Genomic DNA, 22,776 nt, shown 5'->3' with positions numbered 1-22,776 from the left:
GGGCCTCAGCCCAGGGGCAGCACCAGGCTGAAGGTGGCGCCCTCGCCCTTCTCGCTGGTGACGTCGATGCGACCGCCGTGGGCCGCCACGATCTGCTCGGAGATGTACAGGCCGAGCCCGAGGCCGGCGATCTTCTCCGAGCCGTTGACCCGCTCGAACTGCTGGAAGATACGGCGCTGGTCGGCCGGCGAGATGCCCACACCCCGGTCGATCACGTCCACCCAGGCCTCGCCCGCGTCCGCCCGCACCCGCACCCGTACCGGCTTGCCCGGCCCGTAGCGCAGGGCGTTGCTCAGCAGGTTGCTGATCACCTGCTCGATGCGGAAGGCATCCCAGACGCCATGCAGCTCGCCCTCCACTTCCAGGGCGAGCTCGCAGCCGGCGCTCTGCATCTGCTGCTCGAAGTTCTCGGTGACGTTGCGAACCAGCCGCCCCAGTTCGGTGCGTTCGGGACGGATGGAGAGTTTGCCGGTACGGATGCGCGAGACGTCGAGCATGTCCTCGACCAGGCGGATCAGGCTCCGGATCTGGCGCTCGTCGCGATCGAACATGGCCTTGAGCTTGTCCTCGGTGAAGATCGCCGAGTTGCCCTTGGCCAGGTACATCTGGCGCAGCTGGGTGTCGAGGATCAGGCCGTTGAGCGGCGTGCGCAGCTCGTGGGAAACGATGGACATGAAGTCGTCGCGCATCTGCACCGCGCGCTGCAGCTCGGCCTGGGTGGCACGCAGCTCGGCCAGCAGGGCGTCCTGCTCGCGGCGGCCCTGCTCCAGGGCCTCCAGCTGGCAGGCCATGAGCTTGCGCTGGCGGTGCAGCTCGACGAACACCGCCACCTTGCTGCGCACCGCGTGGTTGTCCAGCGGCTTGTAGAGGAAATCCACCGCGCCGCTCTCGTAGCCCTTGAAGGCGTAGTTGAGCTCGCGCCCGGCGGCGCTGACGAAGACGATGGGGATGTGCTTGGTCTTTTCCGTCCCGCGCATCAGCTCGGCCAGCTCGAAGCCGTTCATGCCCGGCATCTGCACGTCGAGGATGGCCAGGGCGAATTCGTGCTCCAGCAGCAGCGCCAGCGCCTCGTCGGCGGAGCCCGCCTTGTACACCTCGCGCCCCTCGCCCTTGATCAACGCCTCCAGCGCCAGAAGGTTTTCCGGCAGATCGTCGACGATCAGCAGCTTGCTCGTTTGGCTAGTCGGCATGGGAGGGGTCCAGTTGGGCCAGGAGTGCGCGAATGCCGCGCAACGGAAGAATGTAGTCGGGCACGTGGGTCGCCAGGGCGGATTCGGGCATGGTCGGCACCTGCGCCTCGGCCGGGTCCTGGACGATGCTCAGGCCGCCGGCGCGCTTGATCGCGGCGAGCCCGGCGGCACCGTCCTGGTTGGCACCGGTGAGCAGCACGCCCACCAGGCGCTCCCGGTAGCTGTCCGCAGCCGACTCGAACAGCACGTCGATCGAGGGCCGCGAATAATGCAGCGGCTCCTCGCGGCTCAGGGAAAAGCTGTGGTCACTCTCGATCGACAGGTGATAGCCGGGGGGTGCGAAGTACAGCGTACCGGGGCTCAGGTCCTCCTTGTCCTGGGCCTCCTTGACGCGCAGTGCCAGGCGCCGGCCGAACAGGTCGGCCAACAGGCTGTCACGGGATTCCGGCAGGTGCAGCACGCAGACCAGGGGCAGGCCGTAGCCGGCGGGCAGCCCGCTGAACACCGTCAGCAACGCCTCCACGCCACCGGCGGAGGCCCCGACCACCACTGCGTCACGCCTCTGCGCGTTCATAGTTTGCGGAACACCCTTTCCTGGCGGTTGAGCGCTTCGAAGCGGCTGGAGTAGGCGGAGAAATCCAGGCTCTCCTTGCTACCCAGGCCGAGGAAGCCCCGGTGGCAGAGCGATTCGTGGAACAGGCCCAGGGCCCGGTCCTGCAGCTGCTTGTTGAAATAGATCAGCACGTTGCGGCAGGAGATCAGCTGGGTCTCGGAGAACACCGCATCGGTCGCCAGGCTGTGGTCGGCGAAGGTGACGTTCTCCCGCAGCGACTTGTCGAACAGCGCGCCGTCGTATGCCGCAGTGTAGTAATCCGACAGCGACCCGCGCCCACCCGCCTTGCGATAGTTCTCGCTGTACTGGCGCATGTCGTCGAGGGAATAGATGCCGCGACGGGCCTTCTCCAGGGACTGCGGGTTGATGTCGGTGGCGTAGATCAGGGTGCGCTCCAGCAGCCCCTCCTCGTGCAGGAGGATGGCCAGGGAATGCACCTCCTCGCCGGTGCTGCAGCCGGCGATCCACACCTTGATGGAGGGGTAGGTGCGCAGGATGGGCACCACTTCCTGGCGCAGCGCGAGGAAGTAGGAGGGGTCGCGGAACATCTCGCTGACCGGGATCGTCAGGTACTGCAGCAGCTCGTGGAATGCCTGGGCGTCGTGGATGATGCGTTCCTGCAGCGCCGAGATGGTGGCGCAGTCGAACTGGCGCAGGGCGTAGAGCACGCGACGCTTGAGGGACGCGCCCGAATAGTCGCGGAAGTCGTAGCTGTACTTCAGGTAGATCGCCTCGATCAGCAGGCGCAGCTCGATTTCCTGGGTGCGTTCGGACATCTCAGATGCGCTCCAGCTTCGGCAGCCAGACGCGGATCAGCGAGAACAGCCGATCCAGGTCGATGGGCTTGGCCAGGTAGTCGTTGGCGCCGGCCTTCATGCACAGGTCCTGGTCGTCCTTCATCGCCTTGGCGGTGACGGCGATGATCGGCAGCTTGGCCCAGCGTGCGTCCTGGCGGATCAGGCGCGTGGCCTCGTAGCCGTCCATCTCCGGCATCATCACGTCCATCAGCACCAGGTCGATGTCGGCCACCTCGTTGAGCTTGTCGATGGCCTCGCGACCGTTGCGGGCGATCTCCACGCGCGCGCCCTTCTGCTCCAGGGCACTGGTGAGGGCGAAGATGTTGCGTACGTCGTCGTCCACCAGGAGGATGCGTCGCTCCTCGAACACCTTGTCGCGGCTGCGTGCGGTCTTGAGCATCTTCTGCCGCTCGCTGGAGAGCTCCGACTCGACCTTGTGCAGGAACAGCGTGACCTCGTCCAGCAGCCGCTCGGGCGAGCGCGCGCCCTTGATGATGATAGAGCGCGAGTACTTCATCAGCTCGGCTTCTTCGTCGCGGGTGAGGTTGCGCCCGGTGTAGACGATGACCGGCGGGAAGGAGCAGATGTCCTCGCTGCCCATGCGCTTGAGCAGGTCGTTGCCCTGCATGTCCGGCAGCTTGAGGTCGATGATCATGCAGTCGAACAGCGTGTTGCGCAGCAGCTCGAGGGCCTGCTCGCCGAACTCGACGGCGGTGATCTCGATATCCTCGTCGCCGATCAGGCGGGCGATGCTGTCGCGCTGCAGGGCGTCGTCCTCCACCAGCAGCACGCGCTTGACCTTCTGCGTGAGCTTGGCTTCCAGCTTGCCGAACACATCCTTGAGCTGCTCACGGGTGGTGGGCTTCACCGCGTAGCCGATGGCGCCCAGGTGCAGGGCCGCCTCGCTGAGGTCCTCCACCGAAATGACGTGCACGGGAATGTGGCGGGTGCGCGGGTTGCCTTTCAGGCGCTGCAGCACCGAGAGCCCGGACTCGTCCGGCAGGCGCATGTCGAGGAGGATGGCGTCCGGCGAATGACCGTCGGCCAACTGGTAGCCCTCGTCGGCGCCGTGGGCCACCAGGCAGCGGTAGCCCAGCTCATGGGCCAGGTCGTAGAGGATCTGCGCGAACTTGGGCTCGTCCTCGATCACCAGCACGCAGCGCCCGCCCAGCTCGGCCAGGCCGCGATCATCGGGGAAGCTGGGGATGGGTTCGGCGCGGGGCGCCTCCGGGGCCGGCGGCGGGGCGAGGCGCGGAGCCTGGCGTTCCACCGGCGGGCGCTCGACCAGCGCCAGGGGGCCGGCCTCGGCCTCGCCAAGGGGCTGGTAGGTTTCCGGCAGCAGCAGGGTGAACAGGCTGCCCTTGCCCGGCTCGCTGGACACCAGGATGGAGCCACCGAGCAGTTCGGCAAGATCACGGGAAATGGACAGCCCCAGGCCGGTGCCGCCGAAGCGCCGGTTGGTGGTGCCGTCGGCCTGGTGGAAGGCCTCGAAGATCGGCCCGAGCTGGTCACTGCGGATACCGATGCCGCTGTCGCTGACGGCGAAGGCGATACCGCCCTGGGCGCGGCTGACACGCAGGCCGACGGCGCCCTGGTCGGTGAACTTGAAGGCGTTGGAGAGCAGGTTCTTGAGGATCTGCTCGACGCGCTGGCGGTCGGTGTAGAGCACGGTCGGCGCGTCGGCGTCGATCTCCAGGTGGAAGGCCAGGCGTTTCTCGTCGGCCAGCGGCTGGAACACCCCCTTCAGCCCCTCGACCAGGCGCTGGACGTTGGAGTTCTCGGCACGCACGTCGAGCTTGCCGGCTTCGACCTTGGAGATGTCGAGGATGTCGTTGATCAGGTTCAGCAGGTCGTTGCCGGCGGAGTAGATGGACTCGGCGAACTTGATCTGCTCCTCGTTGAGGTTGCCCGCCTGGTTGTCCGCCAGCAGCCTGGCCAGGATCAGCGAGCTGTTGAGCGGCGTGCGCAGCTCGTGGGACATGTTGGCGAGGAATTCGGACTTGTAGCGGCTGGCGCGCTGCAGCTCCTCGGCGCGGGCCTCCAGCTCCAGGCGTGCCTGGTTGAGCGCGTTGTTCTTCTCGTCCAGGTCGTCGCGCTGGGCGGCCATTTCCTGGGCCTGCTCGCCGAGGCGCTCGTTGGTCTGCTCCAGTTCGGCCTGCTGGGTCTCCAGGTGGGCCTGGGACTCGCGCAGCACGCGGGACTGTTCCTCCAGCTCCTCGTTGGCGGTCTTGAGCTCCTCCTGCTGCACCTGCAGCTCTTCGTTGAGCTGCTGGGTCTCCTCCAGCACCGCCTGCAGGCGCTGGCGGTAGCGGGACGCCTCGAGGGCGGTGCCGAGGTTGCTGGCGATCATTTCCAGCAGCGCGGAGTCGCGGGGCTCCAGGCGCCTGAGGAAGCCCAGCTCGATGACGCCATTGACCTCGCCATCGCTGAAGGTCGGCACCAGCAGCACGGACTGCGGCTCGACGTCACCCAGCCCGGAATTGACCTTGATGTAGCCCGCCGGCAGGGCATCGAGCACGCGCGCGCGCTTCTCGATGGCCACCTGGCCCACCAGGGTCTCGGCGCTGCCGAAGTTCTGCTCGCGTGCTTCCTGCTCGCGGGAGAAGCCATAGGAGGCAACGCGCTGCAGGCCGCCATGCTCGTCGCGCCCATAGAGCGCGCCCACGGCCATGTCGAGGTAGCCGGCCAGGAACTCCAGCATGTTGCGCCCCAGCACCGGCGGGGTCTGCTGGCCGATGATGCGTTCGGAGAGCCGCGCCTGGCCGTCACGCAGCCAGGCCTGGCGCTGCAGGTGCTCGCTGTGGGCCCGCTGCTGCTCCAGGGAGGCGCTGTAGGTCGAAGACAGCGAGAGCAGTTCGCGGCGCCCGAAATAGGCCAGCAGGCCACTCAAGCTGAGGCTGAAGAGCAGGTAGAGGACGATGGTGAGGATCGCCGTATCGCTGGCCTTCTCGTTGCGCTCGTGGCGCAGCTGGCGCTCCAGGTTGATGAAGATGCGGTACTGCTCGCGGATGCCATCGACCAGTTGCTTGCCGCGCCCCTCGCTGACGGTGTCCACCACGTCCAGGCCGTTGCGCTTGCGCTCGATCATTTCCTTGGCGAAGCGGTCCCACTCCTCCTGCAGCGCTTCGATGGTGCGCACGCGCTCCACCTGGGGCGGGTTGTCCTTGACCATCTCGCGCAGGCCGGTCATGGCCGCCTTGATGCGCGGGCGCGCCTGCTCGTAGGGCTGCAGGAAGGTGGCATTGCCGGAGATCAGGTAGCCGCGCAGGCCCGACTCTTGGTCCACGGACAGGCGCAGGCCGTCGTTGGCGTTGCTGATGACGATATCGGTGTGTTCGACCCAGCTCAGCACATAGAGCAGGTAGGAAATCAGCGCGACGAAGAGCATGGCCCCGAGCACGCCGACACCCAGCGGAAGGGCGACGTTGCGGGCGAGAATGCGCCGGAAACTCTTCTCGTCGGTGGAATTTTCGTGAGTCATCTGGGGTTCCCTGGCCTGGTGCCTAAAATCACCGATCTATTGGGGATATCGAAGGGTTTCGCATGGTAATGCGCTCGTTCCCTTTAACCAATCACCCTCGTCACATGGCCAATCGACACCAAGTGCCAGGGTTCCGCTTGGAACACGGGGAGCGGGAAAAAGGTTCATCAAGAAAAAGGGAATTTTTTCCGGCCGCCAATTTCAAAGTTATCCCGTTCCGGATTGCGCGCATGCGCCTCGAATGAATGCCATGGAAGCCAGCCATCACGGCCCCCTCCAACCCATGCAGGCGACGCCGCCGGACCCTTGTGCCGGGCCTGCGGCAGCGGGCGACTTCCTCACCAGCAGCGGGGCCATGGCTCCGCTGATACGCGCCCACGACTGGAGCGCCACGCCGCTGGGCCCCCTGGAGGGCTGGTCGGCGCCCCTGAAGTCGATCCTCGGCGTCGGCCTCAATGCGCGCTTTCCTGTCTGCATCTATTGGGGCCGGGACTACCACCTGCTCTACAACGATGCCTACAGCGCGATTCCCGGCGACAAGCATCCCGCCGCCCTGGGCCGGCCGGCGCGGGAAGCCTGGTCGGACATCTGGGACACGCTCGAGCCGATGTTCGACGGCATCATGCAGACCGGCATCGCCGTGCACACCGAGGACGGACTGTTGCCGATGCAGCGCTTCGGCTATGTCGAGGAGTGCTACTTCAACTACAACGTCAGCCCGATCTTCGGCCCCGACGGCCGCCCGGTGGGGCTGTTCAACACGGTGATCGAAACCACCGCGCAGGTGCTGGAGAAACGTCGCGCGCGCCTGCTCAGCGACCTGCGCAACAGTACCCGCAACGCCACCAGCCCCGACGAAACCTGCCAGATCGCCCAGACGATGCTGGCCATGGCCGGCGCCGACCTGCCCTTCTGCCTGCTCTACCGCCTCGACGGAGACGGTCGCAGCGCCCGGCTTGCCATGCGCTGCGGGCTCGAAGCGGACAGCCCCCTGGCCCCGGCGACAATCGACCCGGGCGATGCCGACGGGCCCTGGGCACTGTCGATCGGCATGCCTGCGCAGGACTGCACGCTCGCCACGGCACTGCCGCTCGCCCCCTGGCCGGAGGCGGTGACCCGTGCCCGCATCCTGCCGTTGCCGGAGCAGCAGGATGAAGCCAGGACGCTGGGCTTCCTGGTCTGCGGCATCAGCCCCCGTCGGCAGCTGGATGAGCGCTACAGCGCCTTCCTCGACGAACTCGCCGGCAGCCTGGCGAACGACCTGCAACGCAGCGCCCGCCACGCCGAGGAGGCCCAGCGCCTGCACTTGCGCACCCTGGAACGCGACCGCATCTGGAACCTGAGCCAGGACCTGCTCTGCGTCGCCGACCAGCAGGGGCGCCTGCTCAGCATCAACCCGGCCTGGACCGCCACCCTGGGCTGGAGCGAGGAGGAACTGCTGGGCCGCACGACACATTGGCTGGAGCACCCGGACGATATCCCCAGCACCGACAAGACCCGTCAGGCGCTGGCCGAAGGGCAGCGCATCTGGCGCTTCGAGAACCGCCTGCGTCACCGCGACGGCAGCTACCGCTGGCTGTCCTGGAGTGCCACCCCGGAAAACGACATCCAGTACGGCAACGGCCACGACATCACCGAGGAAAAACGCACCGCCGAGGTGCTCCAGCGCACCGAAGAAGCGCTGCGCAACGCCCAGCGCATGGAGGCGGTCGGGCAACTCACCGGCGGCATCGCCCACGACTTCAACAACCTGCTGGCGGGCATCCGAGTCGGCCTCGATCTGATCCGCCGGCGCCTGCCCGACGACACGCGCCGTGATCTGGAACGCTTCATCGACGCGGCCACCGATTCGGCGGAGCGCGGCGCCGCGCTGACCCACAACCTGCTTTCCTTCGCCCGTCGGCAGGCCCTGGACATCCAGCCGGTACGCCTGGAAACCCTGCTCGCGGCGCATCGCCAGCGCCTGGCGGAACGGGCCGGCCCCGCGGTCGAGCTGGAGCTGCAGGTGGAGGAGCTGCCCGCCAGCGTGCTGTGCGACGCCGAGCAGCTGCGCAAGGCGCTGGAGCACCTGGTGGACAACGCCCGCGAGGCGATGCCCGACGGTGGCCGGCTGCTGATCCGCGCCAGCGCCCCGAAGGCTGCCTCGGGAGATGCCGAGGACGCCGCCGCGGACCATCTGCTGCTGGAGGTCCGCGACACCGGGCGGGCCATGGACGAGCAGGTGCTGAGCCACGCCTTCGAGCCCTTCTTCACGACGAAACCACTGGGTCAGGGAAGCGGGCTGGGGCTGTCCATGGTATATGGCTTCGTCAAACAGACCGGAGGCCAGATCCGCCTGCAGAGCAGCGTCGGCCAAGGCACCTGTGTCAGTCTTCTTTTACCGCGAGGTCCCGTTTTGTCGGAACAAACACAGAACCCAATCGAGCCGCCCACGGCAGCCGCCAGCCGCGAAACCGTACTGGTGGTGGAAGACGCCGACGTGGTGCGCATGCTCACGGTCGAGGTGCTGGAAGAGCTCGGCTACCAGGTGCTGGAGGCCTGCGACGGCCAGCAGGCCCTGGCGATCCTGCGCAGCGACACCGAGATCGACCTGCTGCTCACCGACATCGGCCTGCCCGGCATGAACGGCCAGGAACTGGCGGCGGTGGCCCGAGAGCTGCGCCCGGGCCTGCGGGTGCTGTTCGCCACCGGCTATGCCGAGATCGTCAGCATCGATGGCAGCGAACTGGCCACCCAGATGGACATGATCGCCAAGCCCTTCTCCATCGACGAGTTGCGCGACAAGGTCTCCAGCCTGCTGGAAGGACGCGGCAAGGCCCGCTGATACGCCCCGCGCACGAGCTACCTGGCACTGGAATTGCCAGGGGTTTGCGCGTAGGGTGCGCCGCCTTTGCGCCGAACCCAGGCAAAAACCGTCTTTTCTTGCGTCTGCGCGACAATCGACTGCATCCATGCGACAAGCCCCACAAGCGAGCCGGCGCGGTGCCAGTACCGCCCTTGGCGCCCCTTGGGGCCTATGCTAGGTTGGCCTCCTTCGCCAGGAAGGCCGATCGCAGCCGGAGCGCATCCGAACAATAAGAGGAACCCCCATGGCCGAGGCCACGCCCGCGCTAGAAATCCGCAACCTGCACAAACGCTACGGCGATCTTGAAGTGCTCAAGGGCATCTCCCTTACCGCCCGTGATGGCGACGTCATCTCCATCCTCGGCTCTTCCGGTTCCGGAAAATCCACCTTCCTGCGTTGCATCAACCTGCTGGAAAACCCCCACAAGGGCCAGATCATCGTCGCCGGGGAAGAGCTCAAGCTCAAAGCCGCCCGCACGGGCGAACTGGTCGCCGCCGACAGCCGGCAGATCAACCGCCTGCGCAGCGAGATCGGCTTCGTATTCCAGAATTTCAACCTGTGGCCGCACATGACGGTCCTCGACAACATCATCGAGGCGCCGCGCCGCGTGCTCGGCCAGAGCAAGGCGGAAGCCACCGAGATCGCCGAGGCCCTGCTGGCCAAGGTCGGCATCGCCGACAAGCGCCACGTCTACCCCGCCCAGCTCTCCGGCGGCCAGCAACAGCGCGCGGCGATCGCGCGCACCCTGGCAATGCAGCCTAAAGTGATCCTGTTCGATGAACCCACCTCGGCGCTCGACCCCGAGATGGTACAAGAAGTGCTTAACGTGATCCGCGCGCTCGCCGAAGAGGGCCGGACCATGCTGCTGGTGACCCACGAGATGAACTTCGCCCGCCAGGTCTCCAGCGAGGTGGTCTTCCTCCACCAGGGCCTGGTCGAAGAGCAGGGGACGCCCCAGCAGGTGTTCGAGAACCCGAACTCGGCGCGCTGTAAACAATTCATGTCCAGCAATCGCTAAACACGGAGCAACATCGCATGAAGAACTACAAGAAGATCCTGCTGGCCGCTGCCGCCACCCTGGCCTTCGGGACCAGCGCCGTCGCCGCCGACAAACTCAAGATCGGCACCGAAGGCGCCTACCCGCCCTTCAACCTGATCGACGCCAGCGGCCAGGTCGGCGGCTTCGACGTCGAGATCGCCCAGGCCCTCTGCGCCAAGATGAAGGCCGAGTGCGAAGTGGTCACCTCCGACTGGGACGGCATCATCCCGGCCCTGAACGCCAAGAAATTCGACTTCCTCGCCGCCTCCATGTCGATCACCGAGGAACGCAAGCAGGCCGTCGACTTCACCGACGCCTACTACACCAACAAGCTGCAGTTCATCGCTCCCAAGGACGCTGACTTCAAGACCGACAAGGCCAGCCTGAAAGGCAAGGTCATCGGTGCCCAGCGCGCCACCATCGCCGGCACCTGGCTCGAAGACAACATGGCCGACGTCGTCGACATCAAGCTCTACGACACCCAGGAGAACGCCTACCTGGACCTGTCCTCCGGTCGCCTCGACGGCGTGCTGGCCGACAAGTTCGTCAACTGGGAATGGCTCAAGAGCGATGCCGGCAAGGGCTTCGAATTCAAGGGCGAACCGGTGTTCGACAACGACAAGATCGCCATTGCCGTGCGCAAGGGCGACCCGCTGCGCGAGAAGCTGAACGCGGCCCTGAAGGAAATCGTCGCTGACGGCACCTACAAGAAGATCAACGACAAGTACTTCCCCTTCAGCATCTATTGATGCCCGCCTGACCGGCGCCGCCCACGCGGCGCCGGTCCCCAGCAGTAGCCTTGCAGATGAACCTCGACCTCTACGGATTCGGCCCCGCCCTGGCGGCCGGCACCCTCATGACCATCAAGCTGGCGCTCTGCGCGCTGTCGCTCGGTCTGGTGCTGGGCCTGCTCGGCGCCCTGGCCAAGACTTCCCCCAAAAAGCCGCTGCAGTGGCTTGGCGGAACCTACTCCACCCTGGTACGCGGTGTGCCCGAGCTGCTCTGGGTGCTGCTGATCTACTTCGGCACCGTGAACCTCATGCGCGCCATCGGCGAGAAGATCGGCGTGCCCGGCCTGGAGCTGTCGGCCTTCGCCGCCGGCACCATCGCCCTGGGCCTGTGCTTCGGCGCCTACGCCACCGAGGTGTTCCGCGGGGCCATCCTGGCGATCCCCAAGGGGCACCGTGAGGCGGGCCTGGCGCTCGGGATGTCCAACGGGCGCATCCTCTGGCGCCTGATCCTGCCGCAGATGTGGCGCATCGCCCTGCCGGGCCTGGGCAACCTGTTCATGATCCTGATGAAGGACACCGCGCTGGTCTCGGTGATCGGCCTCGAGGAAATCATGCGCCGCTCGCAGATCGCCGTGACCGCCAGCAAGGAGCCCTTCACCTTCTACATGGTGGCGGCCTTCATCTACCTGGGCCTGACCATCCTCGCGATGATCGGCATGCACTGGCTCGAAAAACGCGCCGGACGCGGCTTCAAGAGGAGCGCGGCATGAACTGGGACGTGATCGTCAAATACCTGCCGCGCCTGTTCGACGGGGCGCTGCTGACCCTGGAGCTGGTGGCCATCGCCGTGGTCGCCGGGCTGATCCTCGCCCTGCCCATGGGCATCGCCCGCTCCTCGCGCCACTGGTACGTGCGCGCCCTGCCCTACGGCTACATCTTCTTCTTCCGTGGCACGCCGCTGCTGGTACAGCTGTTCCTCGTCTACTACGGCCTCGCCCAGTTCGACCTGGTGCGCAAGGGCCCGCTCTGGCCCTACCTGCGCGACCCGTTCTGGTGTGCGGTCATCACCATGACCCTGCACACGGCGGCCTATATCGCCGAGATCATCCGCGGCGCCATCCAGGCCATCCCGCCGGGCGAGATCGAGGCCGCGCGGGCGCTGGGCATGTCGCAGTTCAAGACCCTGGTGCACATCGTGCTGCCCCGCGCCGCGCGTATCGGCCTGCCGGCCTACAGCAACGAGGTGATCCTGATGCTCAAGGCCAGCGCCCTGGCCAGCACCGTGACCCTGCTGGAACTCACCGGCATGGCCCGCACCATCATTGCCCGCACCTACCTGCCGGTCGAAATCTTCTTCGCCGCCGGGATGTTCTACCTGGTGATCGCCTTCCTGCTGGTACGCGGCTTCCGCCTGCTGGAACGCTGGCTGCGCGTCGACGCCTGCCAGGGCCGCTGACCGCCCGCCGCCCCTCGTCACGAGGGGCGGCGCTATACTGCGCACCCGATCGCCGTCATCTCCCTCGCCATGCCAAGCCCCGCCCCCCTTCAGGGCCCCCTGCTGCTCGAACGCTTCACCGCGCTGGATGAGTTCCTCAGCCACGGCTACCCGTTGTGGCACCCGGAGCCCTTCACCGAGCTGCACCTGGGCTGGGAAGACGAACTGCCCGATCTCGCCCGCTGGCTTCGCAGCCGCAGCCTGGAACAGGCGGAAGCCAGCCACGGTCTGCTGGACCTGCCCGATGCCCCTGCGCCCTTCCCCGGGCTGGCCGGCCGCTCGCGCGAGCTGGCCGAGATCGGCGCCTTCGCCCCGGCCCCAGCGCGCACGTGGCCGCCCGCCCTCTGCCTCGACGTACCCGGGCGCAAATGGCAGCAGATCCAGGCCTTCGCCGGCAGCCTGCGATTCAGCCGGGCGCCCCGTCATTGGCTCGATTGGTGTGCCGGCAAGGGCCACCTGGGGCGCAGCCTGGCCCACCCTGATGCGGCGCTCACCTGCCTGGAATTCGACTCCCTGCTGGTGGAAGACGGCCAGCGACTCAGCGACCGGCTCGGGATCGACGCGTCGCACCGCCTGCAGGACGTGATGGCCTGCAACACCGCCGACCAGCTGCGCCCCGAACACACCGCCATCGCCCTGCATGCCTGCGGCGACCTGCACGTACGCCTGCTGCACCTGGCCAGCGACCAGGGCTGTGGACAACTGGCCGTGGCCCCTTGCTGCTACAACCGCATCGACGAGGCGCAGTACCGCCCCCTGTCCGCCGCCGCGCAGGACTCGAGCCTGCGACCGGACCGCCGCGACCTGCGCCTGGTGCAGAGCGAAACCGTCACCGCCGGCGCCCGCGTCCGTCGCCAGCGCGACCAGTCCATGGCCAGGCGCCTGGCCTTCGACCTGCTGCAGCGGGAACAGCGCGGCATCGACCACTACCTGCCCACGCCCTCGTTACCGGTGAGATGGCTGGAGAAATCCTTCGAGCGCTACTGCCGCGACCTCGCCGAATTGAAGGGCCTGGACACCCCCGCCTCACGCGATTGGGATCGACTGGAAGCCCAGGGCTGGGAACGCCTGGCCCAGGTGCGCAACCTCGAACTGCTGCGCGCCCTCTTCCGCCGCCCGCTGGAGGTCTGGCTGTTGCTCGACCGCGCCCTGTTCCTCCAGGAACGCGGCTACCGGGTGCAGGCCGGTCGCTTCTGCGAACACCGCCTCACCCCCCGCAACCTCCTGCTACTCGCGGAGCGCAGCGATTTGCCCACAGAACCTGTGGATAACTTTGTTGATGATTTATGAGCAACTGCCCGAACGCCCACCCAGGCAAGGCCTGCTGAGAATTGATCGCTTTTTGAGCAAAAAATAAATCATCGGAAAAACAGCCAGTTACGCCATTCCGCGACCCAGATCACAGATCGCGAGTACTCCCGTGCCAAAAACCTCACACTTGTGCATAAGCACACGCCTTCTGATTCTGAGCAGCACCATCAGGTGGTTTACTCAGCCCAGCCAATCGCTATAATGGCCGCCCCTTGCCGGTATAGCTCAGCTGGTAGAGCAACTGACTTGTAATCAGTAGGTCCCGGGTTCGATTCCTGGTGCCGGCACCAAGACATGAAAAAAGCCCCGCAGCGATGCGGGGCTTTTTTGTGTCCGCCAATTGGCAAACCCTTGCTCGGATTTTTCCTTCACCCGAAGGAAGGAAGTCACCAATCCCTCGGGGAATCAGCCTGGTTCATCGGCACGTCATCCTCTTTATGCTCCCTGCCCTGTGTAAATAACCACCCGGGGCCCGCTCCGGTGCAGGAGAAGGGATGCTCGCAACAATACCTCCCAAGACATATGCGGCCCGGGATACCGCAAGCCGAAACCACACGGTCCAGGGTCTGGCCTGTACCTCGCCGAGAGTGGCGATACTCCTCTGTACCTTCCAGGGCTCGCGCTTCCTGGGCGAACAGCTGGACTCCATAATCGGCATGAAGCATCGGAACTGGAAGATATTCGCCTCCGATGACGCGTCATCGGACACCACAGGCTCAATTCTGTCGAGGTATCAGCAACGTATCGGCAAGAGTCGGCTCTGCATCCTCAAAGGCCCGGAACGCGGGTTCGCAAGCAATTTCCTGTCCCTGGTGCATAACACGTCCATCGATGGCGACTACTTCGCCTGGTGTGATCAGGACGACAGATGGCACCCGGACAAGCTTTCCGTAGCGCTCCGATCCCTGAAAGCAATCCCCCCGTCCATACCCGCCCTTTACTGCGGCCGGACCTACCTGATCGCCGAAGACGGCAGTCGACTGGGTCATTCCCCTCTGTTCGAGAGACCACCGGGCTTCGCCAATGCGCTCGTGCAGAACATCGGTGGAGGCAACACCATGGTGTTCAACCGCGCAGCCCGGGACGTGCTGCGCGCAGCCGGCAAGGCACTGAATCCCATCTCCCATGACTGGTGGAGCTATCTCCTGGTGAGCGGGGCGGGTGGCGAGGTCATCTATGATTGCCATCCCACGGTCAGCTACCGACAGCACTCAGCCAATCTCGTAGGCGCCAATACCTCCATGCGTGCTCGAGCCGTCCGGATCGCCATGGTGCTGAACGGTCGCTTCCGGTGCTGGAACGAATCGAACATTCGTAACCTCGGAGAAGTCGCCCATCTTCTGACCGATGAGAACCGCCGGTTGCTGATGCAATTCCGCAAGGCTCGACGCTCGTCCGCTATCAAGGGCTATCTGATGCTTCGGGCGGCCGGGATACACAGGCAGACCCGGCTAGGCAACCTGGGGATACTCTTCGCCCTGCTCTGCCGACGCTTCTGAGGTGCTGCCATGACCCGCAATTGCAGCATCGTCGATACTCCAGCCACACCTCGGCTCCCCCCGGCCACAGCCTTCGCCGAAGGCAATCGGCTGATGTCCGAGGGCCGCTGGAAAGAGGCCTCTGCCCTCTGGAAAGTCTTTCGCACGCACTATGCCGGGCATCCCGCTCCCTGGTTGCAGGGGGCCATGAGCCATATGGCCATAGGTGAGCCAGGCAAGGCTGGAAGCCTCTTGGCGGAAGCACGTGGCATGTTCCCCGATCATCTGCGCACCTGGCTGGCCTCTGCCGAGTGGGCGATGAAGGCAGGCAGTCCGGAACAGGTCGACGCCTTCACCCAGGAGGTGATGGAGCGAGACCAGGACCGGTCAGGTGCTCTGGCCGCTATCGCCGAAATGGCAGAGCAATCGGGGCACGTTCATCGAGCCGTCGCCTGCTGGCAAGAGCAGCACCTGATGAATCCGGATGCTCCTGAGGCGCTGGAGCGCCTCTCTTCTCTGCATCGTCGCCTGGGAAATCTTTCCGAGGCCAGGCGCTATCGCCTGATGGCCGAATACGGCACCCAGCCTCCACCCTCGATAAGCACCTCGAAACAGCAACCCGGCGTTCACTTCCTGCAACTGATATGGACCCGTGCCCTGCTGAACCTGAAATCGGAATCATCCCGTACCCGACTGAACCTCGCTTGGGTGGTCGTGGAGCCCCTGCTGCACCTGCTGGTCTATTACTTCCTCTTCGGCAGCCTGCTGCATGCCGGGCGTGAAGGTTACGGCACGTTCCTCCTTACTGGATTGCTGCCCTGGATGTGGTTCGCCAAGGCGATCACTGCCAGCAGCAACAGCATCCTGGGGGGACAGACACTGTTACTGAACACAGGCATCTCTCCGGCGTTTTTCCCACTGGTTGGGATACTCCAGACCAGCCTCAAACAATTGCCTGCCTTTGCCCTGCTACTGGTTCTGCTGCTGGTTACCGGGCACTTGAAGACCGGAAGCGGCCTGCTCATGTTGCCGTTGCTGCTCGCCCTGCAACTCATGTTCACCTGCGCGGTGGGCCTGCTGGTGGCCGCCATCATTCCCTTCATCCGCGACCTGTCGAACCTCGTGGGCACGGGGCTGACGCTCCTGATGTTCCTCTCCGGAGTGGTCTACGACCCACGCAACCTGAGCGGGCGCTTCGCCGACCTAATAGCCTGCAATCCATTGCTGCACCTCATCGCGCTCTATCGCCAGGCACTGCTGGGGAACGGCAGCATGGACATGGCAGGCATTCTCTATCTGCTCATAGCCTCCACGCTGCTGCTTATCGCCACGGGGATCGTTTTCACCCGCTATCGCGACCGCTTCGCCAGACGGGGTATGGAATGAGCAAGGGTACGGTGCTTTCACTTCATCAGGTCGGCGTACGCTTCCGTCTCAAAGGCACGAAGGGTGACTTTGCCGAGCCACTTCGCTCGGTGAACCTCAGGGTTTCGGCTGGAGAGACGCTTGGCATCCTCGGACGCAACGGTTCGGGCAAGTCCACTTTGCTGAAAATACTATCGGGAGCCCTTCGCCCGGATAGGGGCTCCCTGGTTAACCATGGAGTCTCGGTTGCTCTCCTCGCCTTGCAATCAGGCTTCGACGGAAACCTGAGTGGACGCGACAACGCCCTGTTTGGCGGCATGCTGCTAGGCCATCCCCAGGCAGAGGTGAAAGCGCGCCTGGAAGAGGTCAAAACGTACTCCGAGCTGGGCCGGTACTTCGAAGAGCCCCTGCGCACCTATTCGACGGGCATGGCAGCCAGGTTGGGCTTTTCCATAAGCACCATCCTCAATCCCGACGTTCTGCTCGTGGACGAAGTCCTCAGCGTTGGTGATGCCCAATTCCGCCGCAAGGCCGAGCGCACCATGATGCAAAAGATCGCCTTGGGCCAGACGGTAGTCATGGTTTCCCACTCCCGAGTACAGGTGGAAAAGGTCTGCGATCGCTGCGTGATCCTCGAAGACGGACAGATCATCGAGGGCACCTCGGTGACCCAGGTTCTGGACCTCTACGAGTCCCTCCTTGAACGCAAGCCCCCCAAGACCTGAGCCGTTCTGCAGTACGAACCCCACGAATGATGAGACTCCCATGTTGAAAAGGATCAGAACCGAGGCGACCTACCGGGCCGCGTACTTCTATCTCTGGCTCCAGTCGTTGAAGAATGGCGTCGGCAATCTCGGCTCCAGAGAGCGGGGCATCTTCACGGCCCCTTACCAGGGCCAGAAGCTGATGCTGCTGGCCTTGTACGAGAAGGGTCGGTTGAGAGACGACGTCATCCAACTTCTTGAAGCTGCCAAGGAGTTGGGTATCTACACGCTCTGCGTCAACACCCTGAAACTGGATAGCCCCAAGGATTACCGGCATCTGATCGATTGCTACATTGAACGGCGCAACTTCGGTCGCGATTTCGGCAGCTACAAGACCGGCTTCGAGTTTCTCTATGAGTCCGCCATGGCCGACAGCTGCCCAAGGCTGCTGATGGTCAATGACAGCATCTATTTCAGCACCAAGCACTGCAAAAGCTTCCTGCAGGAAATGTTCGAGTCGAGTTGCGATGTCCTGGGTGCGACCGAGAACCATGAGATCGAGCACCACCTCGGCTCGTTCTGCATCGCCATGAGCGGCGAAGTGCTGAGAAGCAAAGGCATACGAGGGTTCTGGAAGCGATACCGCTGCAGCGACGTACGACCTCTCGTGATCAAGCGTGGCGAAATGGCCCTGTCACGCCACCTGCGCAAGGCCGCTCGCTCAGCGGAGCATTTTCGGGCCCTGTACGACACGACGCGAGCCGCCCATGCGCTGCGGGACGACGATGGATTGCTCGAGAAGATGGTCGAGCTGACCCGCAACTCCAAACTGGTGTCCTGGAGGACCTTCTCCCTTGGGGATGCCGCAGTACGGATCACATCCAGGTATCTGTACAACACCACCCAACTCCTGAGCACCACCCCCGCCACCACCCGACTGACGGACATGAAGAGCGTCGACGTATTCTTCTCAGGCACCGTGACGCAGTTCGTGGAGGCACTCTGCAATTCACTCAGCAATGAAAGCGAGGATAGGGCACGCATCCAGCAGGAGGTGAGGGCCGAACTCCTTGCAGGCTTCCTCGATTGCTTCTCGGTGGGCTCGCAAATTCACCAGAACAATGCCTTCCTCCATGCGATGGGCCTTCCGCTGATCAAGATGGATGGTCTCTACCGCGGCATCTTCAACCCACGAGACATCGAGAACCTGGCCAATAGCCTCGACCCCAATCAGCGCGAGCATTTCCGGCGCACCATGTATGGCCGGCCGTTCGGCGGACAGGCACTTTCGGGTTGGCGACGAGCAGCGTTCTACAGGGGCCTGATATGACGTTCAGGTGCTCGGTCGACATCAATCTGAGGACCCCGGCGCTTTCTGGCTGGGCGTCCTGTGCGCAGCCGGTCAGGGCTGAACTCCATCACCATGACCAGTTCCTCGGGGCCGTACCTTGCACCTTGAACAGGCCCGACGTACTCGCGGCACGCCTGCACGAAACGGGGCACTGCGGGTTCGCATTCCACGCCGCCGAATACGGCATAGCCCCCGGGAACATCTACAAGGTGGTACTCAGAACCACCGATGGCCAGCGAGAGTTCCTCCGGCTCTACGGCGACCACACAGCACTGCTGAACACCTTCATCCACTTCGAACTGCTACCCAGGGACGACCCGCAGTATCTGCGCGCCAGCACCGAGCAGATCCTTGCCAAGGGCTCTGATCTGGAGGCCTACAAGAGCTTGATGATCCGGTTGCGCAGGGGCAAGCGCGGCCAGGGCTGGCGAGGGCGCTTCAGCGGCATCGACTATGAGGCGAAGGATAGCGACCTGGCTGCCTTCACGGCATTCACAGAGCGCTATCTAAGTGTTCTGCTGGGCTTTCTGGACGCCCGTTACCTCTGGTCGATACTGGACACACTCGCCGACTATGGCCCCCAGGAGCAGCGACTGGCCGCCCTCGCGGCATCGAACTTCCTGACGGCGGAAAAGATGCAGCAGACCAGGAGTTGCCTTTTTGTCAGCCAGAGCAGACCCGCTGCAGAGTGTGTCACTACCCATCAGTTGCTTTATTGGGGGGGCATGAAGACCTTCCAGCTGTCCACGGACGATGCACTGGATATATTCCTCACCCGGAACATCGAACTGCTGTCGGGTTTTCCGGTTGTCGCCGCGCTCTTCTTCGAGCTGCTGAAGCGAGCGGCCAGAACTTCCGATTCAGGACTCGGCTTCAACCTGGGCAATAGCCGCTACATGCAGGAAGCCTTCGATTTCTATGAGAAAAGCCGACTGATCTGAATTACCGTGCATGCGTTGGATGAACCCTGGAGAGTCCACCGCCACGCTGGATATAATCGTTTCATTTTTCCGGATTCGAACATGCGCATCCTCATCACCGGCGGAGCCGGCTTCATTGGCTCCGCACTCGTCCGGCATCTGCTGGTCCACACCGATCACGAAGTCCTCAACCTCGACAAGCTGACCTATGCCGGCAACCTCGAGTCCCTGACCAGCGTCGCGGACAACCCCCGCTACCAGTTCCTCAAGGCCGATATCGCCGACAGCGCCGTCGTAGGCGCCGCCCTGCAGCGCTTCCAGCCCGACGCCATCATGCACCTGGCGGCCGAGTCCCATGTCGACCGCTCCATCGACGGCCCGGCCGAATTCATCCAGACCAACATCGTCGGTACCTATGCGCTGCTGGAAAGCACCCGCGCTTACTGGTCCGGACTGGATGCCGAGCGCAAGGCCGCCTTCCGCTTCCATCACATCTCCACCGACGAGGTGTATGGCGACCTGCATGGCGTGGACGACCTGTTCACCGAGACCACGCCCTATGCGCCCAGCTCGCCCTACTCGGCGAGCAAGGCGGCGTCCGATCACCTCGTCCGCGCCTGGAACCGCACCTACGGCCTGCCGGTGCTGCTGACCAACTGCTCCAACAACTACGGCCCCTATCACTTCCCCGAGAAGCTGATCCCGCTGATGATCCTCAATGCCCTCGAAGGCAAGCCGCTGCCGGTCTATGGCGACGGCCTGCAGGTGCGCGACTGGCTGTTCGTCGAGGACCACGCCCGCGCCCTGGTCGAAGTCGTCACCCGTGGAGTGGTCGGCGAGACCTACAACGTCGGCGGCCATAACGAGCAGAAGAACATCGATGTGGTGCGCGGCATCTGTGCGCTGCTGGAAGAGCTCGCACCCGCCAAGCCCCAGGGCGTCTCCCGCTTCGAGGAGCTGATCACCCATGTGAAAGACCGCCCGGGGCACGACCTGCGCTACGCCATCGACGCCGGCAAGATCGAACGCGAGCTGGGCTGGAGGCCTCAAGAAACCTTCGAGACCGGCCTGCGCAAGACGGTGCAGTGGTACCTCGACAACCTGGAGTGGTGCCGCCGCGTACAGGACGGCAGCTACCAACGCGAACGCCTGGGAGCCCAAGCATGAAAGGCATCATCCTCGCCGGGGGCTCCGGCACCCGCCTGCACCCCATCACCCTCGGCGTGTCCAAGCAGCTGCTGCCGATCTACGACAAGCCGATGATCTACTACCCCATCTCCGTGCTGATGCTCGCCGGCATCCGCGAGATCCTGATCATCTCAACCCCCCAGGACCTGCCCCAGTACCGCAACCTGCTGGGTGACGGCAGCCAGTTCGGCGTGCGCCTAAGCTACGCCGAGCAGCCTTCACCGGATGGCCTCGCCCAGGCCTTCCTGATCGGCGAGGAATTCATCGGCGGAGACCCGGTCTGCCTGATCCTCGGCGACAACATCTTCCACGGCCAGCACTTCACCGAAAAGCTCAAGCGCGCGGCCGAAGGCAGCAAAGGCGCGACCGTGTTCGGCTACTGGGTCAACGACCCGGAGCGCTTCGGCGTCATCGAGTTCGATGCCCAGGGCCAGGCCATATCCATCGAGGAAAAACCCGCCAAGCCCAAGTCCAGCTACGCCGTCACCGGACTGTACTTCTACGACAACGACGTCATCGACATCGCCAAGGCGGTTAAGCCCTCCCCCCGCGGCGAGCTGGAAATCACCGACGTCAACAACGCCTACCTGCAACGTGGTGACCTGCGTGTCGAGAAGCTCGGCCGCGGCTTCGCCTGGCTCGACACCGGCACCCATGACAGCCTGCTCGAAGCCTCCCAGTACGTGCAGACCATCGAGCACCGCCAGGGCCTCAAGGTCGCCTGCCTGGAAGAGATCGCCTTCCAGAACGGTTGGATCGACAAGGCGCTGCTGCTGGAACGCGCCAAGGCCTTCGGCAAGACCGGCTACGGCCAATACCTCTACAAGCTGGCAGGGGAACTGGCATGAAGGCCATCGCCACCGAACTGCCGGAGATGCTGATCCTCGAACCCCGCGTCTTCGGCGACGAGCGCGGCTTCTTCTTCGAGAGCTTCAACGCCCGGGCCTTCGAAGAGGCCACCGGCCTCAAGCGGGAGTTCGTCCAGGACAACCACTCGCGCTCGCAGAAGGGCGTGCTGCGGGGCCTGCACTACCAGCTGCAACAGGCCCAGGGCAAGCTGGTGCGGGTCACAGCCGGCGAGGTGCTCGACGTCGCTGTCGACGTGCGCCGCAGCTCGCCGAACTTTGGCCGCTGGGTCTCCGTGCACCTGTCTGCCGAGAACAAGCGCCAGCTCTGGATCCCGGAAGGCTTCGCCCACGGCTTCGTGGTGCTCAGCGAGTTCGCGGAGTTCCTCTACAAGACCACCGACTACTACGCCCCGGCCCACGAGCGCTGCATCCGCTGGGACGACCCGACGCTGGCCATCGACTGGCAACTGAGCGAAGCGCCCCAGCTCTCCGCCAAGGACCAGGCCGGCCTGAGCCTCGCAGAGGCCGACGTATTCCCATGAAGATCCTCATCACCGGCCACAACGGCCAGGTCGCCCGCGAACTGCAACTGGCTCTCGCCGACCGGGCCGAACTGCTGGTCCTGGGCCGCGACCGCCTCGATCTTGCCGACAGCGAGGCCATCCGCCAGCGGGTCCGCGCCGAGCGCCCCGACCTGATCATCAACGCCGCCGCCCACACCGCCGTGGACCAGGCCGAGAGCGAGCCCCAGGCCGCCTTCGCCCTGAATGCCAGCGCCCCCGGCGTGCTGGCCGAAGAAGCCGCCGCCCTGGGCGCGCCGCTGATCCACTACTCCACCGACTACGTCTTCGACGGCAGCAAGCCCGCCCCTTATGACGAGGACGACCCAACCAACCCGCTGGGCGTCTACGGCCGCAGCAAGCTGGCCGGGGAAGAGGCGATCCGCGCGGTGGGCGGTGCGCACCTGATCCTGCGCACCAGTTGGGTCTACTCCCTGCACGGGCGCAACTTCCTGCTCACCATGCAGCGCCTGCTGCAGGAGCGCGAACACCTGCGCGTGGTGGACGACCAGATCGGCGCACCCACCTGGGCCGGCCACATCGCCGCCGCTACCGCCACGCTGATCCAGCGCTGGCAGGACGGCCGCCAGGCCTGGGGCACCTATCACTTCAGCGCCGGCGGCGAGACCTCCTGGTTCGGCTTCGCCAGCGCCATCGCCGACGCGCTCAAGGCCGAGGACAAGCCCAGCGCCCGCCTGGAGCCCATCCCCAGCAGCGCCTACCCGACGCCGGCCCAGCGGCCACTCAACTCGCGGATGGACGGCAGCAAGCTGCTGCGCGACTGGGACGTCGCCCTGCCCGACTGGCGCCAGGGCCTGGACGAGTGCCTGCGTCACCCTCGCTGAGTCCGCCGGTGTCAT

Annotated in this window: 19 protein-coding genes and 1 tRNA gene; 16 read left to right on the top strand and 4 right to left on the bottom strand. The window is 64.8% G+C overall.

What is annotated here, in order from left to right; genetic code table 11:
* Positions 1-5: 5 nt before the first annotated feature.
* The 4 genes from ACYJSS_RS03460 to ACYJSS_RS03445 are packed head-to-tail and all read right to left on the bottom strand — an operon-like array spanning position 6 to position 6,081.
* On the bottom strand, positions 6-1,190 hold the full coding sequence (locus ACYJSS_RS03460; protein ID WP_459479288.1) for a hybrid sensor histidine kinase/response regulator: 1,185 nt from the start codon (positions 1,188-1,190) through the stop codon (positions 6-8).
* Entirely contained in the window at positions 1,180-1,764 is a 585-nt protein-coding gene (locus tag ACYJSS_RS03455; RefSeq protein ID WP_111260751.1) for a chemotaxis protein CheB, read from the bottom strand. Before ACYJSS_RS03455 ends, ACYJSS_RS03460 begins: the two co-directional genes overlap by 11 nt.
* Positions 1,761-2,579: a CheR family methyltransferase gene (locus ACYJSS_RS03450; protein WP_111260752.1), complete on the bottom strand. Its 819-nt coding sequence runs from the start codon at positions 2,577-2,579 to the stop codon at positions 1,761-1,763. Before ACYJSS_RS03450 ends, ACYJSS_RS03455 begins: the two co-directional genes overlap by 4 nt.
* A 1-nt stretch (position 2,580) precedes the next feature.
* Positions 2,581-6,081 (bottom strand): response regulator, encoded by a 3,501-nt coding sequence (locus ACYJSS_RS03445; RefSeq protein WP_111260753.1) that lies wholly within the window; start codon positions 6,079-6,081, stop codon positions 2,581-2,583.
* 355 nt (positions 6,082-6,436) lie between these two features.
* Between ACYJSS_RS03445 and ACYJSS_RS03440 the strand changes: the two genes are divergently transcribed.
* The 16 genes from ACYJSS_RS03440 to rfbD all read left to right on the top strand — a co-directional run bounded on the left by ACYJSS_RS03440 (position 6,437) and on the right by rfbD (position 22,761).
* Positions 6,437-8,905, top strand: a complete 2,469-nt coding sequence (locus tag ACYJSS_RS03440; RefSeq protein WP_236204376.1) for an ATP-binding protein — start codon at positions 6,437-6,439, stop codon at positions 8,903-8,905.
* A gap of 265 nt (positions 8,906-9,170) precedes the next feature.
* Positions 9,171-9,944, top strand: a complete 774-nt coding sequence (locus ACYJSS_RS03435; RefSeq protein ID WP_111260755.1) for an ABC transporter ATP-binding protein — start codon at positions 9,171-9,173, stop codon at positions 9,942-9,944.
* 17 nt (positions 9,945-9,961) lie between these two features.
* Positions 9,962-10,714 (top strand): ABC transporter substrate-binding protein, encoded by a 753-nt coding sequence (locus tag ACYJSS_RS03430; protein WP_021218649.1) that lies wholly within the window; start codon positions 9,962-9,964, stop codon positions 10,712-10,714.
* Positions 10,715-10,770: 56 nt separating this feature from the next.
* Positions 10,771-11,466, top strand: a complete 696-nt coding sequence (locus ACYJSS_RS03425; RefSeq protein WP_173170942.1) for an ABC transporter permease — start codon at positions 10,771-10,773, stop codon at positions 11,464-11,466.
* On the top strand, positions 11,463-12,152 hold the full coding sequence (locus ACYJSS_RS03420; RefSeq protein ID WP_213626877.1) for an ABC transporter permease: 690 nt from the start codon (positions 11,463-11,465) through the stop codon (positions 12,150-12,152). Before ACYJSS_RS03425 ends, ACYJSS_RS03420 begins: the two co-directional genes overlap by 4 nt.
* A 69-nt stretch (positions 12,153-12,221) precedes the next feature.
* The gene (locus ACYJSS_RS03415; protein WP_111260758.1) at positions 12,222-13,481 is read left to right on the top strand and encodes a methyltransferase; all 1,260 of its coding nucleotides are present in this window, start codon (positions 12,222-12,224) and stop codon (positions 13,479-13,481) included.
* Positions 13,482-13,716: 235 nt separating this feature from the next.
* Positions 13,717-13,792 (top strand) — tRNA-Thr (locus ACYJSS_RS03410).
* Between the two features lie 204 nt (positions 13,793-13,996).
* On the top strand, positions 13,997-15,001 hold the full coding sequence (locus ACYJSS_RS03405) for a glycosyltransferase family 2 protein (protein ID WP_111260759.1): 1,005 nt from the start codon (positions 13,997-13,999) through the stop codon (positions 14,999-15,001).
* A gap of 9 nt (positions 15,002-15,010) precedes the next feature.
* Positions 15,011-16,366, top strand: coding sequence for an ABC transporter permease (locus ACYJSS_RS03400; protein ID WP_111260760.1), 1,356 nt, complete (start codon positions 15,011-15,013; stop codon positions 16,364-16,366).
* The gene (locus tag ACYJSS_RS03395) at positions 16,363-17,070 is read left to right on the top strand and encodes an ABC transporter ATP-binding protein (protein ID WP_111260761.1); all 708 of its coding nucleotides are present in this window, start codon (positions 16,363-16,365) and stop codon (positions 17,068-17,070) included. The genes ACYJSS_RS03400 and ACYJSS_RS03395 overlap by 4 nt, the downstream gene beginning before the upstream one ends.
* A gap of 40 nt (positions 17,071-17,110) precedes the next feature.
* Complete coding sequence (locus ACYJSS_RS03390) at positions 17,111-18,379, top strand: rhamnan synthesis F family protein (RefSeq protein WP_111260762.1); 1,269 nt, start codon at positions 17,111-17,113, stop codon at positions 18,377-18,379.
* A complete protein-coding gene (locus ACYJSS_RS03385) occupies positions 18,376-19,341 on the top strand; it encodes a hypothetical protein (RefSeq protein WP_111260763.1) in 966 nt (321 codons plus the stop codon). Before ACYJSS_RS03390 ends, ACYJSS_RS03385 begins: the two co-directional genes overlap by 4 nt.
* Positions 19,342-19,422: 81 nt before the next feature.
* Positions 19,423-20,487 carry a dTDP-glucose 4,6-dehydratase gene (gene rfbB / locus ACYJSS_RS03380; RefSeq protein ID WP_111260764.1) on the top strand — a complete coding sequence of 355 codons (1,065 nt, stop codon included), beginning with the start codon at positions 19,423-19,425 and terminating at the stop codon, positions 20,485-20,487.
* The gene (gene rfbA / locus ACYJSS_RS03375; protein ID WP_236204377.1) at positions 20,484-21,356 is read left to right on the top strand and encodes a glucose-1-phosphate thymidylyltransferase RfbA; all 873 of its coding nucleotides are present in this window, start codon (positions 20,484-20,486) and stop codon (positions 21,354-21,356) included. The genes rfbB and rfbA overlap by 4 nt, the downstream gene beginning before the upstream one ends.
* A complete protein-coding gene (gene rfbC, locus ACYJSS_RS03370; RefSeq protein ID WP_111260766.1) occupies positions 21,353-21,898 on the top strand; it encodes a dTDP-4-dehydrorhamnose 3,5-epimerase in 546 nt (181 codons plus the stop codon). Before rfbA ends, rfbC begins: the two co-directional genes overlap by 4 nt.
* Positions 21,895-22,761 carry a dTDP-4-dehydrorhamnose reductase gene (gene rfbD / locus ACYJSS_RS03365; protein ID WP_111260767.1) on the top strand — a complete coding sequence of 289 codons (867 nt, stop codon included), beginning with the start codon at positions 21,895-21,897 and terminating at the stop codon, positions 22,759-22,761. Before rfbC ends, rfbD begins: the two co-directional genes overlap by 4 nt.
* The last annotated feature ends 15 nt before the right edge of the window (positions 22,762-22,776 follow it).

The sequence above is a fragment of the Pseudomonas sp. No.21 genome, assembly GCF_054558415.1.
This window is presented reverse-complemented; position numbering and strand designations above follow the sequence as displayed.

Coding starts and splice junctions, on each gene's coding strand:
- ACYJSS_RS03460 (WP_459479288.1), bottom strand. CDS start 1,190: ATGCCGACTAGCCAAACGAGCAAGCTGCTGATCGTCGACGATCTGCCG.
- ACYJSS_RS03455 (WP_111260751.1), bottom strand. CDS start 1,764: ATGAACGCGCAGAGGCGTGACGCAGTGGTGGTCGGGGCCTCCGCCGGT.
- ACYJSS_RS03450 (WP_111260752.1), bottom strand. CDS start 2,579: ATGTCCGAACGCACCCAGGAAATCGAGCTGCGCCTGCTGATCGAGGCG.
- ACYJSS_RS03445 (WP_111260753.1), bottom strand. CDS start 6,081: ATGACTCACGAAAATTCCACCGACGAGAAGAGTTTCCGGCGCATTCTC.
- ACYJSS_RS03440 (WP_236204376.1), top strand. CDS start 6,437: ATGGCTCCGCTGATACGCGCCCACGACTGGAGCGCCACGCCGCTGGGC.
- ACYJSS_RS03435 (WP_111260755.1), top strand. CDS start 9,171: ATGGCCGAGGCCACGCCCGCGCTAGAAATCCGCAACCTGCACAAACGC.
- ACYJSS_RS03430 (WP_021218649.1), top strand. CDS start 9,962: ATGAAGAACTACAAGAAGATCCTGCTGGCCGCTGCCGCCACCCTGGCC.
- ACYJSS_RS03425 (WP_173170942.1), top strand. CDS start 10,771: ATGAACCTCGACCTCTACGGATTCGGCCCCGCCCTGGCGGCCGGCACC.
- ACYJSS_RS03420 (WP_213626877.1), top strand. CDS start 11,463: ATGAACTGGGACGTGATCGTCAAATACCTGCCGCGCCTGTTCGACGGG.
- ACYJSS_RS03415 (WP_111260758.1), top strand. CDS start 12,222: ATGCCAAGCCCCGCCCCCCTTCAGGGCCCCCTGCTGCTCGAACGCTTC.
- ACYJSS_RS03405 (WP_111260759.1), top strand. CDS start 13,997: ATGCTCGCAACAATACCTCCCAAGACATATGCGGCCCGGGATACCGCA.
- ACYJSS_RS03400 (WP_111260760.1), top strand. CDS start 15,011: ATGACCCGCAATTGCAGCATCGTCGATACTCCAGCCACACCTCGGCTC.
- ACYJSS_RS03395 (WP_111260761.1), top strand. CDS start 16,363: ATGAGCAAGGGTACGGTGCTTTCACTTCATCAGGTCGGCGTACGCTTC.
- ACYJSS_RS03390 (WP_111260762.1), top strand. CDS start 17,111: ATGTTGAAAAGGATCAGAACCGAGGCGACCTACCGGGCCGCGTACTTC.
- ACYJSS_RS03385 (WP_111260763.1), top strand. CDS start 18,376: ATGACGTTCAGGTGCTCGGTCGACATCAATCTGAGGACCCCGGCGCTT.
- rfbB (WP_111260764.1), top strand. CDS start 19,423: ATGCGCATCCTCATCACCGGCGGAGCCGGCTTCATTGGCTCCGCACTC.
- rfbA (WP_236204377.1), top strand. CDS start 20,484: ATGAAAGGCATCATCCTCGCCGGGGGCTCCGGCACCCGCCTGCACCCC.
- rfbC (WP_111260766.1), top strand. CDS start 21,353: ATGAAGGCCATCGCCACCGAACTGCCGGAGATGCTGATCCTCGAACCC.
- rfbD (WP_111260767.1), top strand. CDS start 21,895: ATGAAGATCCTCATCACCGGCCACAACGGCCAGGTCGCCCGCGAACTG.